Raw genomic sequence first — 17,821 nt, forward strand, 5'->3', positions numbered from 1 at the left:
AATTACTGTCTATATTCATCAATCAATGCATAGAGTTGTCTTAGCGTCGCATGAGATAATTTGGTTTTCTCACCCTTCAATAACTTTTCTAGTTGATCCACAGATTGCAGTAGTGTACTCGTTTGATGTGGTCCATGTAATAGCAAATATTCCGTTATTTGCGGGTCAAAATGTACACCCCGGCGTTCCAAGACAGAATGTAATAATGCATGACGATCTGCATAAGACTGTCCACTGGGTACTTTTACACTTACCGCTTGGGTTAAACGTGATTGTAAATCAGGAAGTTCGAGCTTTAATTCGATAGGTGCGAATCTCGATGAAAATACCAACTGCCCGCCATCTTCGTTATTATTGTTGATGAGATGGAAAACTGCTTTTTGCCAATGCGGCACGCCACTGATCGCCTCGATATCATCTAAGGCAACAAGATCATAACTTTCTAATGATGTAATTGCTTCTATGGGGGCGTCCAACAACTCCAGTAAAGATACCTTTATTGCAGACTTACCAATTTCTAAATAAGAATCACAAATTGCAGAGAGTAAATGGCTTTTTCCAGTTCCAGCCCCCCCATAGATATAGAAACGATTCATCAACCCTGCATGAAGCTGACGCACAGCATCAATTACAGGTCCCCAACCCGGTCCAGAAAAATCACTAATTCTGGCATCCAGTTGTGGTTCTATATCCAACTGTAATTGACGCATATATTCAAATCATTCCTAAAGTGGATTTTGATCAGTTTTAATCGATTCATCAGTATCTTGCGTGTTTTTGACTTCAATATCAAGATCAACTTTATCGCTTTCAACTGAAATTGTCTCGGAACTTCCAGTATTTTGTATGGTTACCAGCGTGCTTTCTGCCTTGTAAAACTGACTTCGCTGATATAACTCTTTGAGATGTTTCAATAAAACCACGATCACGGCAGCAACAGGAAGTGCAATCAACATCCCAATAAAGCCGCCTAATTGCGCACCAGCAAGTACCGCAAAAACCACAGCGACTGGCGATAAACCAATTTTATCCCCCAGAAGGAAAGGTTGCAGGATGTATCCTTCAATCAATTGCCCAACACCAAATACTGCTAAAACCATCAATAAATGTTTTACATCAAGACCAAATTGGAAGAAACAGGCAATAATGGCGGCAATAATACCTACACCAAAACCCAAATAAGGAATAATGCTGCATAGACCTGCAATCATCCCAATAATCAATCCGACTTCCAATCCAACCAACTGTAAGCCAACTGCATATACGATGCCCAACAAGACCATGACTAAAAATTGACCTTTAACAAAAGCACCCAAAACACTATGACATTCAGCAACAATATTTAAAACGCTGTTTTCATATTGGCGCGGAATAAATCCCTTCATGCTTTGTAGCATACGGTTCCAATCGAGCAGGAAATAAAAGGCAATAATTGGAATTAAAACAATCGTACCGCCAATCGAAATAAAACTCAGTCCAGATTGTGCTATTTTCAACGCCATAGATTGAATACTGTCTGCGCTATAGTTGGTTTGCACATAGTCCATGACCACTTTAGAAATCTGATCTGTATCAAGCTCCATGTGTTCCACATTAAAATTATTGGATAACCACGGTAAAAAAGTCGCATTCACCCAATGAATTCCAGCTGGGATACTGTCACGTGCATAGATTAATTGTTTCCAAACCAAAGGCACCACAAACCAAATTGCCCAAGTCAGCAATACACCGATTCCAACAAATACCACTGAAATAGACAACCAGCGCGGTAAAAATTTAGCCAGCTTTTCAACAACTGGGCTAAACAGATAAGCTACGAGAAATGCAGCGACAAATGGAATCACTACAGGTTTCAGTAAATACAAAATCCATAGAACAAAAGCGATTGCAGCAAGAATAAAAATTCGTTTTAAAGTCCGATCATGCATCGAATCACGCCTTTTTCAAATTTAATCATTATTGAGAGTAAAATATTTTGATAAAGATAACATTTTGCCGCATAAATAACATAAGAGTTTCGTATATTCAGGTATAATCCTCGCGCGAATGCGGAGACTTCAATTATGAGCAACTCAACTTCTACCCTAAACACTGGTTTAAGCTATAAAGACGCTGGTGTCGATATTGAAGCGGGCGACGCACTTGTCGATCGAATCAAATCAGTCGCTAAACGCACAACACGCCCTGAAGTAATGGGTGGTTTAGGCGGCTTCGGTGCACTTTGCAAAATTCCTAAAGGTTATGAAGAACCAGTTCTTGTATCAGGTACAGATGGTGTCGGTACAAAACTACGTTTAGCATTAAACTTAAACCGTCATGACACAATTGGTCAAGACTTGGTTGCAATGTGTGTAAACGACCTTTTAGTGTGTGGTGCAGAACCTTTATTCTTCCTTGATTATTATGCAACAGGTCATCTCAATGTAGATGTTGCTGCAAATGTAGTGACTGGTATTGGTCAAGGCTGTGAACTTGCAGGCTGTGCTTTAGTCGGTGGTGAAACTGCTGAAATGCCAGGAATGTATGAAGGCGAAGACTATGATCTTGCAGGTTTTTCTGTAGGTGTTGTTGAAGCAAGCAAAATTATTGATGGCTCTAAAGTTAAAGCGGGTGACGTTTTAATTGGTTTAGCATCTTCTGGTGCGCATTCAAATGGTTACTCTTTGCTTCGTAAAATCCTTGATGTAAAAAATGTCGATTTGACACAACTTGTAGAGGGTCGCCCTCTTGCAGATGTTGCGATGGAACCTACACGTATTTATGTAAAACCGGTTCTTGAACTTTGCAAACAAGTTGATGTTCATGCCATGGCACATATTACGGGTGGCGGTTTACCTGGAAATTTACCTCGTGTATTGCCAAATGGTGCGCAAGCAGTCATTCAAGAATCTTCATGGGAATGGCCTGAGCTATTCAAACTGTTACAACGTGAAGGTGGTGTTGAACAATTCGAGATGTATCGTACTTTCAACTGCGGCGTAGGCATGGTGATTGCTGTTGATGCAAATGATGCAGATAAAACGATTGAAGTATTGACCACACAAGGTGAAAAAGCCTGGAAAATTGGTCATATTCAAGAAAACTCAGCTTCTGTTGAAGGCGCTGACGAAAAAATTCGTGTAATTTTTGCCTAAGTTTTCGCATGATTAAAATTGCTGTACTTGTTTCAGGCAGTGGAAGCAATCTACAAGCCTTGATTGACGCCAATCTTTCAGGGCAAATCGTAGGGGTAATTTCTAATAAACCTGAAGCATACGCTTTAGAGCGTGCGACAAAGGCAGGCATTACGACTCGCGTGATTGAACATAAAAATTACCCTAATCGTGAAGCATTTGATGATGTCATGCATCAACAATTAAAAGATTGGGATGTTGATCTGGTTATTCTCGCGGGATTTATGCGTATTCTAAGTGCCCAATTTGTAAATGCTTGGCAAGGCAAAATGGTCAATATCCATCCATCCCTATTGCCAGACTACAAAGGCATGCATACCCATCAACGCGTCTTAAACACTGGGGATGTATGGCATGGCTGTACGGTGCATTATGTCACCGCGGAATTGGATGCAGGTCAAGCATTGACACAAGGAATTTTAAAAGTTGATTTGCATGACAATGCTCAATCTCTTGCGGCACGTGTACATGTTCTGGAACATTTAATTTACCCTCAAGCCGTTGAATGGATCTGCAATGGCACCCTGCAGCATTTGGATAATGGTCAAGTGTTGTATAGAGGGCAAGTGCTTGAGAAACCAATTCAGTTCTGTCAGTTTTAGACGCTATTTGAGTTGAAATATGCTCCAAAAAAATGCATCTCAGGATGCATTTTTTTTCGCTGAAAACATTCAACTGAGCATGGTGAAACTTCCAATCAGATTCAATATGTGTGCAATAGTCAATCTGTTGAAAAATCTATACGCCCTTAAAACAATTATTTCTTTAGTATCAATTGCTTGACCAGTTCAACAGTTTCAACTGGATATTCCAAAGGGAACATATGACCACCTGACGTCACTGTAAAAGGAATATTGAATTTCTTTTTTACAATTTGAGGAAATTTACGTTTTAAAAATGGACTTTCTGAACCGATCACCAAATCTACAGGTACCTGAGGTTGTGGATGTGGCAGCCACCAATAAGATGGCCCACTTCTAAAAATTGCAACTTCCACATCTTTAGGAATGGTTAAGGTGACTCCACCGCGCACATGATCTTCCGTTAAGGCATGGTCAATATATGCTTGAAAACATTCTTCATCAAAATGCTGGTAAAAACCTTTGGGTCTCAGTAGCTCTGCTGCTTGTTGACGTGATTCCCAATGATCTCGTCGTCGTAAGCTCAAATGTGCTGGCGTAATTTGATCGACTTTTTTTGGGAAAAAAGTTTTTGCGAGATTAAAAAATAATGAAGCTTTGCCCATAATTAAAGGCGGGTCTAATAGAATCGCTTGCTCAAATAAATCTGGACGTTTAAAAGCAGCCAAAAATGTCGCAACAGAACCTAAAGAATGCCCTAACCCAATAACTTTACGACCACTGGATTGCTGGACAATACTATCTATGACTTGATCAGCAAAGTTCGACCAATTGCTATCGATTGGATAACGTTGATCGGTTCCCAACAATGACACATAGATAACATCATATTGATCTTTCAATAATTCAAACAGTTTTGTATATACCTTTGAAGGTACACCATTGGCATGGGTAAAATGAATAACAGGTTTCATATGAGATAAGCGGGTCATGTGTTCCTTTTACATTCAAAAATCAAGGCAATTGAAAACACTGTATAGGATAATTTGGCTTGCGTTAACCATTTTTTTAGACTGTTTAGACTATTCTTTTCGATGCAGTTAGAATGTATCAATAAAAAATGAGGATATGGAGCATTTTGATTTTGCTGACTTTTCTTTAACCATCCAATGATATTGATGATTGATCATCCATTCAGGATTGGTATTTTTTTAACTGCTGATGAAACATAGATGATTTCTTTCTGGTGTAGCACTAAATTTACAAAAACGCTGACGATCAGCGTATAGACCAGTTTTCATGCCGTAAAGCGTGTTCAACGAGAGACCACGCTTTACATATCACGTATTTAAAACTATTGCATTTTTACATCTTGATTCATACCCAATTTTTGGTTGATTGTCTCACCGAGACCATGCCCCATTTCCGACCCCATACGTCCAAGAATTGAATCAAATGGGCTTCGTTCAACTGTGTAATTGACTGTTTTCTTAACCTTTAACTCGCGTTTTAAACTTTCGATATTGCCAGCTTTATCGGCAATACCCAATTTGATCGCTTGTTCACCTGTCCAGAATAAGCCAGAGAAGATGGCTGGATCTTGAGATTTGAGTTTGGCACCACGACCTTGTTTTACTGCATCAATAAAATGCGCATGTACATTGTCTAATAACGCCTGAATATGTGCACGTTGTTCTGGGTTAATAGGTTTGGTCATACTGAGAATATCTTTATTGTTCCCAGATGTCATCGTACGGTCTTCAACACCTAACTTTTGCGCTAAACCACTGACCCCATAGTTTGGCATAATGACACCAATAGAGCCGACCAAACTTGATGGATTTACCCAAATCTCATCCGCTGCAGAAGCAATATAGTAAGCACCTGATGCACCCATATCACCAATTACGGCATATACTTTTTTATCAGGATTCTGCTTTTTAAGATACTGGATTTCCTGCCAAATATCGTCTGATTGAACAGGAGAACCACCAGGTGAGTTAACATTCAATACTACAGCTTTGGCAGATTTTGCTTCGAAAGCTTTCTTCAATGATTTGATCGTATCGGTACTATTCACACCCTGACTGCTTGAGTCGATTGTGCCAATAATATTAACCACCCCTAAATGGTTTTCGGAGGTCATTGAACCATCATCTGTACTGGATAAAGAACAACTTTTGACGAATGCAACCAAAACAAACAGAATATACAGAAAAGTCAGAATCTTGAAGAAAATTCCCCAACGTCGAGTACGGCGCTGTTCCTCCACAGAGGCAAGCACTGCTTTTTCTAATATCTTCCACTCCTGCCCTGTAGGCTGCTGACCTACATTCGAGTTTAAATTTGTATTGTCATTTTGAGGTTTAGGTGGCCAATCGGACATTTATACCATCCAAATTAATTATTCATGCTTCATTATATACACGGAATCCGTATAATCTATTTAATCATTACGATTTAACTTATAATATTTCGCTAAATCTTAAAATTAGGGCGTATTGATATTGCGTAGTAGCTTACAGTGCCAGCTAAAATCAAGCTCACCCTATTCACCTCAGTATTAATTTCTTGATCCAGATGACTGATAAACATAAAACCATAACCACACGACTGCTCAATTTCTTTAGCCAGCTTCCTATCCCAGTGGCTCGTTTTATTGCCCGAATTTTAGCTGGATTGGTTAATTTATTGCGTATCACCAAGACATCTGAAACTATCCGTCTAAATATTGAAATATGCTTTCCAGAATTAGACAAAGCGCAACGTGAAAAAATTACTGAACATGCCATTCGTAACGAATTACAGTCCTATATGGAATTTTTTACTGTATGGGGTGGATCAAATCAAAAAAATATTGATCGTATTCATCATATTCAAGGTGAACACTATTTTCATGACGCCATTGCAGCAGGTAAAGGCTTAGTATTAATCGTGCCGCATTTTGGGACTTGGGAAGTCATGAATGCTTGGTTTGCGCAATATACTCAAATGACCATCATGTATGAACCGATCAAGGATGTCAGTGCAGATGATTTTGTACGTGCTGCACGGAGTCGAGAAAACGCTATGCTTGTACCTACGGATGAGTCAGGTGTGCGTCAAATTTTTAGAGCCTTGAAACAGGGTGGTACAACCGTCATTCTGCCTGATCATACCCCTCATCAAGGGGGTGAACTGATTGAGTACTTTGGTATACCCCTTTCTTCAAGCAATTTAAGTGCTAAATTAATTCAAAAAACCAAAGCCAAAGCACTATTCTTATATGCCATCAGAAATGACAACCAAGGTTTTGACATGGTCATTCAACCAGTGGATGAAAAAATCTATCAAGTTGATGCCAATCAAGGCACGCGGATCATTTACCAATTGTTGGAACAGCTTATTTGCCAATATCCCGAACATTATCATTGGAGTTATAAACGCTTTAAAGCCCATCCACAGCTTAAGCAGATTTATAATGTTCCCAATAAAGAAGCCATGGAAATGGCGAATCTCATTCGCAATGGTTCAACTTTCAGCCCTACCTAGCCATTTTAGGCTGTCACGGAAACTGTTTATTTTCATCTCGCCGTTACGATGAAGATCAATTTGGATCGTCCCCTGCTGACTGGTTGATTTGAGTGGAATATTTAAATGAGCCAGACGTTTCAATACGATCGGATGCGGGTGACCATAACGATTGTTATATCCAGCCGATACAATCGCTAGCTTAGGCTGTAGTTGTTTTAAAAAGGCATACGAGGAACTGTTCTGACTCCCATGATGTCCCAATACCAGCACATCTACTTTTAAATCTGGATATTGCTGTAATAAACCAAACTCAGTTTCCCAGCCTGCATCTCCCATCAGCAAAAAGTTTTGATAGGACTTTGATTGCGGTACTTGAATATAGACCACACATGACTGTTCATTTTTATTATATGCCGCCTCACTGAGTTTATTCTGGGCAGGCGATAGTATTGAAATGCGAATCTCAGCATATTGCCAGACTTGTCCCTGCTGACAATATTCAAATTGATAGTGTTTAAAATCTTCATGTTGTTCATTGGAAAGCACTTTATCAATCTTGATCTGTTCTGCAATCTGTGTAAATGCACCACTATGATCTTGATCCAGATGGGTTAAAATCACTTGATCAAGCTCACGAATCCCTTGCCGCATCAGATAAGGCAACATCACTTGCTGCGCTATGCTGAATTGAGTTTCATCCCATGAACCTCCTGTGTCAATCAGCATTTTATGTTGGGGCAACCTGATCAGTACTGCCTGACCCTGTCCGACATCTAGAACATCCAACTGAAAAATTGAAGGGCTTTGTTGAGGTAAAAGTAGCGGGCTCAAACATAACAGAGCCCAAAATTTGGGAACTGTTCCTTGAGGAAGGAATAAAATGAATAAAGCCAATGCCAGACAGAAAATTTCAAATTGGCTGAATGCCCACCAGCGCAACCCTCCCCCTAAAGATTGATCAAACAGGTCTAATCCTGCAACTAAAATGGACAGAAGCAGATCAGAAAACCGAAATATCCATAATCCAAGCGGCTCAGAAACAATACTCAGAGCAGCAGCTATTATTTCAATAGGGACAATCATCGCCATCATGGGAATGGCTATCAAATTACTCACGGGAGCGAGCCAAGAGAATTGTTGAAACACCCATAAAACCAAGGGCATAAGTGCAATAAAAATTTTCCATTGGGATTCGATCAATACATAGATAAAGCGTTTGGCTTGCATTTTCCATGTAAGAATCTGATGGGGATCCTGTTGCTGGATTGTTTGATAAATTCGAATCAAAATAAAACACGTCCCAAAGGACAAGGCAAACGCCGCAGAAAGAATACTAAAAGGGTCCAGCAACAATAAAATACTGGCAGCCAACAATAAATGTTTTAGCGGTTGAATTTTTTGTTTTAACACAATGATCAGACTTAAAATGATGATCGTCAGCATGGTTCGAAGTGCTGGAATTTCAAATCCGACAAAAGCAGTGTAAAACACCACACAGATTAAAAATGGGTAGACCATTAAATAAGGTCGCGGCACTTTTAAAAAAATAGACGAGAAAAATTGCTTGATGAACAAATTGAATAAAAAGCAAAATAACGTCGCAAAAATCAACACATGAGGACCAGAGATTGCCAATAGATGGGAAATTCCCGTTTTTTTAAATAAATCTTGTATCGTGCTTGGTAATAAACTTTCATCTCCTGTTAACAATGCCAGCAATAATCCTTTATGCTGTAAGGATGAATGAGCAATTAAATTCCTAAAATCGAATCTTAATTTTTCTATTTTCAATTGTGCCTGTTTCCACCATGCCTGTTGCCGGTCAATAAAGGCAGCATAGCCCATCCGTTTAACTTGATCAGGCGCAATGAGATCAATGGACTGAGGGTGCAATATGCCCAAAATATTTTCCTGGATACTCCATTTTTCTTTATCAAATGTGCCTTCTACTGCAAAACCGTGGACAGGCTTAATTTGACCTGTCACCCGATAGTACTGCCCCAATTTTAAAAGCTCCGCTTGGGAAGGATGAACATATAACAATAGCTGTATGGTCTGTTGAGGAGCTAACAGCTGAACTTTTTGTTGGATCGTTGCTGTATTTGAAAATCTTTCACCAGATATCGTCGTTTTTTGTTTAACTTTATTGATATGAGCAATATAGATAATGTGTTCGATTTGACTGTGTCGGGCATCTCTTAAATTCAGTCGTTGGTCTAATGCACTGTCTGCATAATACCAGCCGATCAAGCCACTGAGTAAAGTGATTAAAGCTGTGTGAAGAAGTTTAAAATAGAGGGAACCTATGATTTTGTAGTTAAAATAATGAAATAAAATCAGCAGAAGATTTGTCCCGATACCTAAAACAAGGAACAGATTAACATGCTGTGGCAAGGGATAGCCCAACAGTGAAATACCCACTACCCATCCGACCAAGATAAAATATATATACATATAATTGTTCAATTTTATTGTTTTCAATATGTTTGTGTTGATTAAGCCCAAGTTTTGGACTTAATCATGAATTATGAATATACACTTAAGATTGCATCATTAAAATGACTAAAATCTTCTATTCACCTACCCAGATACCATCTTGCATATGCAAAATACGATCTGCAGATTTTGCCAATTGCTCATCATGAGTCACGATTAACATTGCCATATTGAATTCCTCACGTAAATCACGTAGCAACTCAAAAATAGATTTTGCTGTTTTACGATCAAGATTACCGGTTGGCTCGTCCGCCAGCATCAACTTAGGCTGGGTGACTAAGGCACGCGCCAAAGCCACGCGTTGGCGTTCACCTCCCGATAGTTCACCCGGTTGGTGAGTTAAACGATGCGATAACCCAACCCGTTCAAGCAAAAACTCGGCACGTGCTTTGACCTGCTTAAATTCAGCATCTTTTCTTAACATCAACGGCATCGCAACATTTTCAAGCGCAGTAAATTCTGGCAATAAATGATGGAATTGATAAACAAAACCTAAGTTTTCGTTGCGTAAAAAGCCTCGCTCCGCTTCACCCAAGTTGTCGAACCGTTTGCCATTTAGATTGACCATTCCCTGACTTGGACGATCCAAACCACCTAAAATATGCAACAAGGTACTTTTACCGGAGCCGCTTGAACCAACAATAGATACAAATTCACCTTGATGGACTTGTAGGGACAAGTCTTTGATCACTTCTACATGTGATTTTCCATCTGTAAATGATCTATAAATATTTTTCGCTTCGAGTACCACGGGTTGTACTGCACTACTATTCATAACGAAGCGCCTCCGCAGGTTGGATTTTGGCAGCACGCAATGCAGGATAAATGGTGGCAATAAAGCTTAGACCCAATGATAGCGTCACAATAATCACGACATCTTGCCATCTTAAATATGAAGGTAAATAGTTTATGAAGTAAGCATCAAAAAGGTGTAAGCCAAATGTCGTATTGAGCCAACCGATAAAATTACTGATGCCTAGCGCTGAAATTACACCTAGAATTGCTCCCGTCACTGTACCGACCACACCAATCACTGTTCCCTGTACCATGAAAATTCTTGTGATGGTTGCTGGCGAAGCACCCAGTGTCCTAAGAATCGCGATATCAGATTTTTTATCAGTCACCACCATCACCAGTGAAGAAACGATATTGAATGCAGCCACCAAGACAATCAGGAAGAGCAATAAACTGACCATTGCTTTTTCCATTTGAATTGCACTGAACAAATTCCCATGTGTATAAGTCCAGTCAGAAGCATAAAACCCACTTGGCAAATCGCGCACAATTTCATTGGCAACTTGAGGCGCTTGAAAAATATCATCAAGCTTCATGCGAATCCCCTGCGCACCATCTGGAAGGCGTAACAGGGTTGAAGCATCATTTAATGCAATATAACCCAAGCTAGAATCAACTTCTGCACCAATGCTAAAAATTCCTACGATTTTAAAACGCTTAAAACGAGGAACAACGCCTGCTGGAGAAGGTGTTGCTTCCGGCAAAACCAAAGTGACGTTGTCATTGAGACTCAAACCAAGCGCATCTGCCATTTGTTTGCCTAAAACAATGCCATATTCTCCTTTTTTCAGTTGATCTATGCTGCCTTCCACCATATGATTTTGAATGATTGAAACCTTTTTCTCATATTGAGGTTCAATCCCAGTGACCATGATGCCTGCAACTTGTCCCTGAGCAGTGAGCATGCCTTGTAATTGGGTAAATGGCGCAACACCGGTGACGTGTTGATGTTTTTCAATTTTTTTCGCGAGAACTGGCCAGTCTGTTAAAATTTGTGTTGAAGAAACAGTAGCTTGAGGTATCATACCTAAGACACGGTTCTTTAGCTCTCGGTCAAAACCGTTCATCACAGATAAAACTGTAATCAGTACAGCAACCCCTAAGGTCAGACCGATCATGGAAACCAGAGCGATAAAAGAAATAAAGTGATTACTACGCCGCGCGCGAGTGTATCTCAACCCTATATACAGCGAGATTGGTTTAAACATACCATCTAGTCCGAGGTGTTTTATGGAAGCGTTACAGCAGCAAAATGAAATGATTGAACGTCGTGTCATGTCGCGAATTGATGCTGCATTGAGAATCAACTATCAAATCATTTCTGAAGAAGTTGCACTGAACGATCCATATGATCCTAATTTTGTATTACCGCGCTATTTTCTACTACTTGCAGAATTAGATCAATTTGATCATGCACTTCACTACGAATTAGAACAATTAAATGAAAAAGATCAACAAATTGCTCGAATCTTATCCTTATTCAACCAAAAGTTAAACCTTATTACAGGGTCTCTTTACGATTCTATTGTACAAACCATGTTACCAACGCCACAAAACGTTAATTTTTCAGAAAGTGGCTTTAGTTTTATTAGTCAGCAGTATCTTAAACAAGGCAGTTATATTCATGTGACCTTGAGTCATCCTGAAAATTTCTTTCATATTGCCGCCACAGCACAAATTGCCTATTCTGAAACAGTTGAAAACGAGCAGTATCGTGTAGGTGCCTATTTCATTACCTTACATCCGCAAGATAAAGTCAAACTTGCCGAATGTATTCAACAGAATACAATTTCATCCAGTGATTAATCTTTTAAACTGAGATTTGAATATGGATACATCATTATTTGCATTTTCACTGATTGCCTTGGGTATGGCACTAACCCCAGGTCCAAATATGATTTATCTCATTTCAAGATCATTGTGTCAGGGTCGTACAGCAGGTCTAGTCTCCTTGGCGGGTACTGCACTTGGTTTCGTGTTCTATATGTTTTGTGCAGCATTTGGAATCACTGCCCTGTTGATGACGATTCCACTTGCCTATGATGCATTAAAAATAGCAGGCGCAATTTATCTGGTCTACTTGGGTTGGAAAGCCATCAGCTCACCGCAATCCCCCTTTGAAATGCGCAATGTTCAGACTTATTCCAATTCAAAACTATTTTTAATGGGTTTCCTGACCAATATACTTAATCCTAAAATTGCCATGATGTATCTGGCTTTACTTCCTCAATTCATCCAGCCGCATGAAGGTGCTGTACTTGTACAAACTTTGAAATTAGGTTTTGTGCAGATTACTGTGAGTTTACTCACCAATGCATTTTTTATTTTCTCAGCCAGTTCATTTACACAATTTCTAAATCGTCACATACTTTGGTTGAAAGTACAAAAATGGTTTATGGGTACCGTCTTTTTTGGTTTAGCCACACAAATCATCCTCAGTTCAAAAAGATAATATTGCAAATTTTAACATCGTCCAAATTCCTTTCTATGCCATGCCAAACGTTTTATGATGGATCGTGCTTAAAAGGCTCTAGAACGCATCATAAAAAATACTTATCCAAGGAATCTATTTTATTGGCGTTTAAATCCTCGTTCACTTGCGACGTTAGTACGTCTCAATTTTTAAAAAGGTGGGACTTTTTGACTGTTATCTTCCCACCGAATTGTTTTAGAACAATAATGGCTTAGCCAGCCAGAACATTATTCTGCCAATTGATGAATTCGTTTGTCATAACCTGAACGTGCAGAATGATCAAGTTTGGTCAGTATTCCATTATCACCCAAGACACGGCGCGCCCCTCGTTGTGCCCATTGTGGCAATAGACCATAAGCACCATGCACAGTTTGTAAATAATCAGGAACTGCAATAAACAAACGTGGTTTCACTAAGGCACTTACCACAGCATTGGCAACTTGCTGAGGTGTCACCGCAGGAATTGTCTTTGCCGCATGTTCAGTCCCTAAAGTAAGCTCTGTCAGTACCTTGCTGGGCAAAATTGCAGTAAACTGAATATTGGAATCACGAAACTCTCCAGCCACTGCTTCAGTCAGACCAATCACCGCAAATTTGGTTCCAGAATAAACAGCTGAACCTGGTAAAGCAAAACGTCCGGCAAGCGATGCAATATTGATGATATGTCCTTGCTGCTGTTTGATCAGCTCTGGCAATGCCAACTGCATTCCGATGACTACACCGCGGAAATTAATGTCAATTTGTGCATCCGCCAAGGCAGGATCTTCATCAATAAATGCACCCATTGGCATAATACCTGCGTTATTCACCAATGAATAAAGACTGCCATAATGTTGAATCGTATTTTCAATAAATTGGGCAAATGATGTGCGATCTCTTACATCGACTTGAAAAGCTTTGGCACCTATCCGTTTTGCTTCTGTTTCAGCCAGCGCTAGATCAAGATCACCGATACTGACTTTCGCACCCAATGCGATCAAAGCTTCCGCAGTAGCCAAACCGATACCCCGTGCCGCCCCTGTAATCGCAATCACTTTCCCTTTTAATTGTTGTTTTTTAAACATGGTTTTGTCCTTTATCTAATCCACATTTTAAGTTGCTTATTTTGAGTAAAATATCATTTTGTATTTAGCAATAATCATGATGCCGATTTTGTCCCGGGTTTATAATCGACACGATACTCTCGAAGATTAAAACGTTTCATTTTTTCACGCAGTTTAAATGTGGTCCACGGCCAGACTGTACTGTTACGACCATTCCGATCAATAAAATAACTTTGGCAGCCCCCTTTATTCCACACTGTGGTCTGCAAAGCAGCTTGAACTTCTTCATTAAAGATTCTGGTCAGTTTTGGATGGGGCTCGATGGTTTGAATTCCCAATCGCATCGCCTGCTTTAAAGCATCCATGATATAGCCCAACTGCGCTTCAATAATGATAAAAGCAGAAGAACTCACTGCTATATTCGGTCCAAACATTAAAAAACCATTCGGACAGTTTTCTACCATTGTGCCCATATAGCCCTCTGGGCTACCTTGCCAGACATCTGACATCCTTTCTCCAAAACGGTTATAGACCCGTTTGGCAATCGGTGGCTCAGCGATTTCAAAGCCAGTTCCAAGAATAATGACATCTGCTTCGCAGCTTTCGCCATTTGAAGCAATTAAAGTATTGCCGCTAATTTCATTTAAACCACTGGCAATGACCGCGACATTGTCTTGTGCTAATGCAGGATACCAATTGTTGGATTGTAAAATACGCTTACAACCAATGATAAAATCAGGGGTGAGCTTTTGGCGTAATTGTGGATTTTTAATATGATAATTTAAATGCCATCGTGCTAATTTTTGAAATTGCTTCATGGCTGCTGGACTTTGGATTCCACCATTGATGGTTTCGAAAATCCCATACACAGATCCACGCATAAGCTGTTGCGTCATCGGCAATAGCTTAAACATGGCACGTACAGGTGCGAATAAAGGCATATCGGATTTGGGCAATACCCATTGTGCAGTTCGTTGAAACACTGTCAATTTTTTTACAACAGGCTGTATTTGTGGCACAAACTGTAATGCAGATGCCCCTGTTCCGATCACTGCAACACGTTTTCCGGTTAAATCGATATCATGACGCCATTGTGAAGAATGGAAAATCTCGCCTTTAAAATGTTCAATTCCTTTAATATCCGGTAATACTGGTTCATGCATAGGACCACAGGCAAGAATAGCAAATTGCGATCTCAATTCACCTTGATTGGTCTTGATGATCCAACAGCTTTCTGTATCCGACCATTGTGCTTCAAGTGCCTCACAATTTAAGTGTACATGTGGCATAACCATGTATTTATCAACAACATCAAACAAATACTGTTTGATTTCCTTCTGTTGAGCAAAAACTCGAGACCAAGCTGGATTTTGTTCAAAAGAATAAGAATACAAAGCAGATGGAACATCACAAGCACAGCCTGGATAGGTATTTTCCCGCCATACTCCACCCATTTCAGCGGCTTTTTCCAATAGAATAAAATCTTCGATGCCAGCTTGTTTCAGTTTGATCGCCGCGCCCAGACCTGCGAAACCACCACCGACGATAATGACGCGATAAAAGTTTTGATCCTTTGCATTATTTTTCTTTGGTTCCATGTTAATAATCGCTTAGAATATGATCGACTGGAATAAAATGTCAAAAACGGAATGACTTGTCAATTTCTATTGTTTAACAATTTAAAAGATTATTTGGTAGTTTTTGCCTATGAGTGAAAAAATCGGTTTAAGTCGTGCAGAACGGCAACGACGACAGTTGCAAGCAGAAATTTTAGAAGCCGCTTTTTTAGAGTTTTCTGAACGCGGCTATCACCAAACAGCCATTTCAGACATCGCTAAACGTCTGGGTATTGGACACGGTACCTTTTATCGACATTTTGAAAATAAACGCGATATTCTCCAACATGTTATTTCAGACACGATGCAGAAAATCATGGCGTTGCTGACCGGTGAAAATGCGCCTCAAGCTGTAAAAAATATTGAACAATATCGGGAGCAGTGTCAGCGTATTTCAGAACGTTTAAGGGCTTTTGCTCACGAAAATCCACGCACTTTAAAATTGGTATTGCTCGAAGCAACATCGATTGATGCTGAAATGACCCAGTTTATTCAAAATTTAATGCAGATGGCTGGCATGCTTACGGCTGACTATCTGGAACATGGCGTGGAACTAGGCTTTTTTAGGGAAAATCTGGACTGTGAAAATACAGGACACAACATCATCGGTATGATCATGAATGGCGCCTTACGCTTTTTAGCCCATCCTGATGACTTGATTGGTTTAGAAAATTATGGAAATTCAATTATTGATTTAATTATCGGAGGTGTTGCAAAGGCTTGTTAAACAATAACATAATAATATGGCTTAAATACACATTGCTTGAGACTGGCCTGACAGAGCTACAAGGTCAAATAGTTCTGTCAGCTCTCAATTGTGGGTCTGTAGTTAAAGATTACAAACCATCTTTGCTGGGTTTACAGCCAATCACCATAATATCGGTAATGATGTCACCGGGACCAGTTAATGCAGTGATATTGCATAGATACTGAGCACGTTCTTGGACTGCATTTTGATAATAGCCTGTTGGTCGATATTGATTTTCATAAATCGCGCCTACCACACCTTGTCCTCCGGTCTGTCCAACAACACGCTGACCTGCATATTCAGATCCAGTTTGCACAAACTGCTGCACCACATGTTGAGAAACAATAGAATTTTCCCACATTGCTGAACCGCCTAACTTACTGGCAGGGACACGGTAAGTCGGTGAACCAAAAATATCAATGGCTTTATTTACGTGCTGTCCCACCAATTTATCGGCGGCTTGTTTTACTGGATTAGGTGTAGTGACACAACCGGTAAGCGAAAGCCCCAATGTCAAGGTCGCTAACAGACCGATCAGATTGAGTTTCAATGTACTTGATGACTGTTGAAAAACAGGGTTTATTGCTTGCTGTTTCATCCACATAAAAATTTCCTTTTATTAATTTTTGATTTTGCCTTATTGACCTATATTCAATATAGTCCAATGGCTTTTCATAAAACATTTTTTACTTTTTAGAGAAAATTATAATCTGAGAAACTAAAATTTTATGGATCCAGGTAATATTCAGCTCTCACCTTACCCTGCTCCAACTCATTTGCACGTTCAGTCACTCGTTCAAGAAATTGCTGATCACAGTCTAATTCAGTAACTTTTTTACTTGATGTTGCGGGCGCATTTTCAGCATCAAATGCTGTCTGATTACACTGATCATCATAGAAGGTATGAAGGGATCGCCACTCTTTTTGCACATCTAACAATCTTTTTTGTTCAGTGGCTGAGAGTGTCGCCGACAGTTTTTGTTCGGCATTTTTTAACCTTTGATTCTGACGTTGATACTCTGCACTTATACATTTCTGCTTGTTCGTTGATGACTTGGCAGCATGATTACATTTATCATATGTTTTTGAGTATTGCAATGTCGGTGCAGCCGATAGTGCCGTTGCAACACCAGACAGACTCACAAATCCCCAGATATATAGCCATTTTGAAAATATATTGTTCATACAATTAACCTACTGATCCAAACATTTTATTGAAGACATTGATATGAATTGTTGTTCGTTGGGTTTATTTATACGCTAAATTTCAATTCATGTGAAATTGAAACTATAAATGAGAAAATCAGTAGCCTATAATCTTTTAAAAAGTAAATATTAAGCAATTATTATTTAATCTATTTTCATAACTATTAGCTACAAGCC

17 protein-coding genes are annotated in these 17,821 nt (G+C 39.5%); 6 read left to right on the plus strand and 11 right to left on the minus strand.

Features of this window, described 5'->3' with window-relative positions; translation table 11 throughout:
* Positions 1–2: 2 nt before the first annotated feature.
* Both hda and cxpE read right to left on the minus strand, forming a co-directional pair.
* Positions 3–710, minus strand: a complete 708-nt coding sequence (gene hda, locus OSH00_RS10495; protein ID WP_004831456.1) for a DnaA regulatory inactivator Hda — start codon at positions 708–710, stop codon at positions 3–5.
* A 15-nt stretch (positions 711–725) separates the two neighbouring features.
* Positions 726–1,928, minus strand: a complete 1,203-nt coding sequence (gene cxpE, locus OSH00_RS10500; RefSeq protein ID WP_266130390.1) for a chloramphenicol efflux transporter CxpE — start codon at positions 1,926–1,928, stop codon at positions 726–728.
* A 135-nt stretch (positions 1,929–2,063) separates the two neighbouring features.
* On the opposite strand from cxpE, the gene purM reads away from it, so the two are divergent.
* Together purM and purN are read left to right on the plus strand one after the other, a co-directional pair.
* Positions 2,064–3,134, plus strand: coding sequence for a phosphoribosylformylglycinamidine cyclo-ligase (purM, locus tag OSH00_RS10505; RefSeq protein ID WP_266130391.1), 1,071 nt, complete (start codon positions 2,064–2,066; stop codon positions 3,132–3,134).
* A gap of 8 nt (positions 3,135–3,142) precedes the next feature.
* The gene (purN, locus tag OSH00_RS10510; RefSeq protein ID WP_266130392.1) at positions 3,143–3,775 is read left to right on the plus strand and encodes a phosphoribosylglycinamide formyltransferase; all 633 of its coding nucleotides are present in this window, start codon (positions 3,143–3,145) and stop codon (positions 3,773–3,775) included.
* 155 nt (positions 3,776–3,930) lie between these two features.
* On the opposite strand, the gene OSH00_RS10515 is transcribed toward purN, so the two are convergent.
* Both OSH00_RS10515 and sppA read right to left on the minus strand, forming a co-directional pair.
* Complete coding sequence (locus OSH00_RS10515) at positions 3,931–4,728, minus strand: alpha/beta hydrolase (protein ID WP_266130416.1); 798 nt, start codon at positions 4,726–4,728, stop codon at positions 3,931–3,933.
* A 380-nt stretch (positions 4,729–5,108) separates the two neighbouring features.
* On the minus strand, positions 5,109–6,140 hold the full coding sequence (sppA, locus tag OSH00_RS10520) for a signal peptide peptidase SppA (RefSeq protein WP_266130393.1): 1,032 nt from the start codon (positions 6,138–6,140) through the stop codon (positions 5,109–5,111).
* A gap of 194 nt (positions 6,141–6,334) precedes the next feature.
* On the opposite strand from sppA, the gene OSH00_RS10525 reads away from it, so the two are divergent.
* Positions 6,335–7,285: a lysophospholipid acyltransferase family protein gene (locus OSH00_RS10525; protein ID WP_266130394.1), complete on the plus strand. Its 951-nt coding sequence runs from the start codon at positions 6,335–6,337 to the stop codon at positions 7,283–7,285.
* Here the strand turns inward: OSH00_RS10525 and OSH00_RS10530 are convergent.
* From OSH00_RS10530 to OSH00_RS10540, 3 genes are all read right to left on the minus strand, one after another.
* Positions 7,265–9,721, minus strand: a complete 2,457-nt coding sequence (locus OSH00_RS10530; protein ID WP_266130395.1) for a DNA internalization-related competence protein ComEC/Rec2 — start codon at positions 9,719–9,721, stop codon at positions 7,265–7,267. The genes OSH00_RS10525 and OSH00_RS10530 overlap by 21 nt on opposite strands.
* Positions 9,722–9,839: 118 nt before the next feature.
* Entirely contained in the window at positions 9,840–10,538 is a 699-nt protein-coding gene (gene lolD, locus OSH00_RS10535; protein WP_196074792.1) for a lipoprotein-releasing ABC transporter ATP-binding protein LolD, read from the minus strand.
* Positions 10,531–11,766: a lipoprotein-releasing ABC transporter permease subunit gene (locus tag OSH00_RS10540; RefSeq protein ID WP_266130396.1), complete on the minus strand. Its 1,236-nt coding sequence runs from the start codon at positions 11,764–11,766 to the stop codon at positions 10,531–10,533. Before OSH00_RS10540 ends, lolD begins: the two co-directional genes overlap by 8 nt.
* A 22-nt stretch (positions 11,767–11,788) precedes the next feature.
* Between OSH00_RS10540 and OSH00_RS10545 the strand changes: the two genes are divergently transcribed.
* Positions 11,789–12,364, plus strand: coding sequence for a PilZ domain-containing protein (locus OSH00_RS10545; RefSeq protein ID WP_005029975.1), 576 nt, complete (start codon positions 11,789–11,791; stop codon positions 12,362–12,364).
* A 22-nt stretch (positions 12,365–12,386) separates the two neighbouring features.
* Positions 12,387–13,010, plus strand: coding sequence for a LysE family translocator (locus OSH00_RS10550; protein WP_266130397.1), 624 nt, complete (start codon positions 12,387–12,389; stop codon positions 13,008–13,010).
* Between the two features lie 248 nt (positions 13,011–13,258).
* Here OSH00_RS10550 and OSH00_RS10555 read toward each other — a convergent pair whose 3' ends face one another.
* Together OSH00_RS10555 and OSH00_RS10560 are read right to left on the minus strand one after the other, a co-directional pair.
* The gene (locus OSH00_RS10555) at positions 13,259–14,095 is read right to left on the minus strand and encodes an SDR family oxidoreductase (protein ID WP_266130398.1); all 837 of its coding nucleotides are present in this window, start codon (positions 14,093–14,095) and stop codon (positions 13,259–13,261) included.
* Positions 14,096–14,169: 74 nt separating this feature from the next.
* On the minus strand, positions 14,170–15,672 hold the full coding sequence (locus OSH00_RS10560) for a flavin-containing monooxygenase (protein WP_266130399.1): 1,503 nt from the start codon (positions 15,670–15,672) through the stop codon (positions 14,170–14,172).
* Positions 15,673–15,781: 109 nt separating this feature from the next.
* On the opposite strand from OSH00_RS10560, the gene OSH00_RS10565 reads away from it, so the two are divergent.
* Positions 15,782–16,417: a TetR/AcrR family transcriptional regulator gene (locus tag OSH00_RS10565; protein WP_266130400.1), complete on the plus strand. Its 636-nt coding sequence runs from the start codon at positions 15,782–15,784 to the stop codon at positions 16,415–16,417.
* Positions 16,418–16,526: 109 nt separating this feature from the next.
* On the opposite strand, the gene OSH00_RS10570 is transcribed toward OSH00_RS10565, so the two are convergent.
* Together OSH00_RS10570 and OSH00_RS10575 are read right to left on the minus strand one after the other, a co-directional pair.
* The gene (locus OSH00_RS10570; protein WP_266130401.1) at positions 16,527–17,042 is read right to left on the minus strand and encodes a hypothetical protein; all 516 of its coding nucleotides are present in this window, start codon (positions 17,040–17,042) and stop codon (positions 16,527–16,529) included.
* A 122-nt stretch (positions 17,043–17,164) separates the two neighbouring features.
* A complete protein-coding gene (locus tag OSH00_RS10575) occupies positions 17,165–17,623 on the minus strand; it encodes a lysozyme inhibitor LprI family protein (protein ID WP_266130402.1) in 459 nt (152 codons plus the stop codon).
* Between the last annotated feature and the right edge of the window lie 198 nt (positions 17,624–17,821).

It is taken from the genome of Acinetobacter nematophilus, from assembly GCF_026344175.1.
GTDB lineage: Bacteria > Pseudomonadota > Gammaproteobacteria > Pseudomonadales > Moraxellaceae > Acinetobacter > Acinetobacter nematophilus.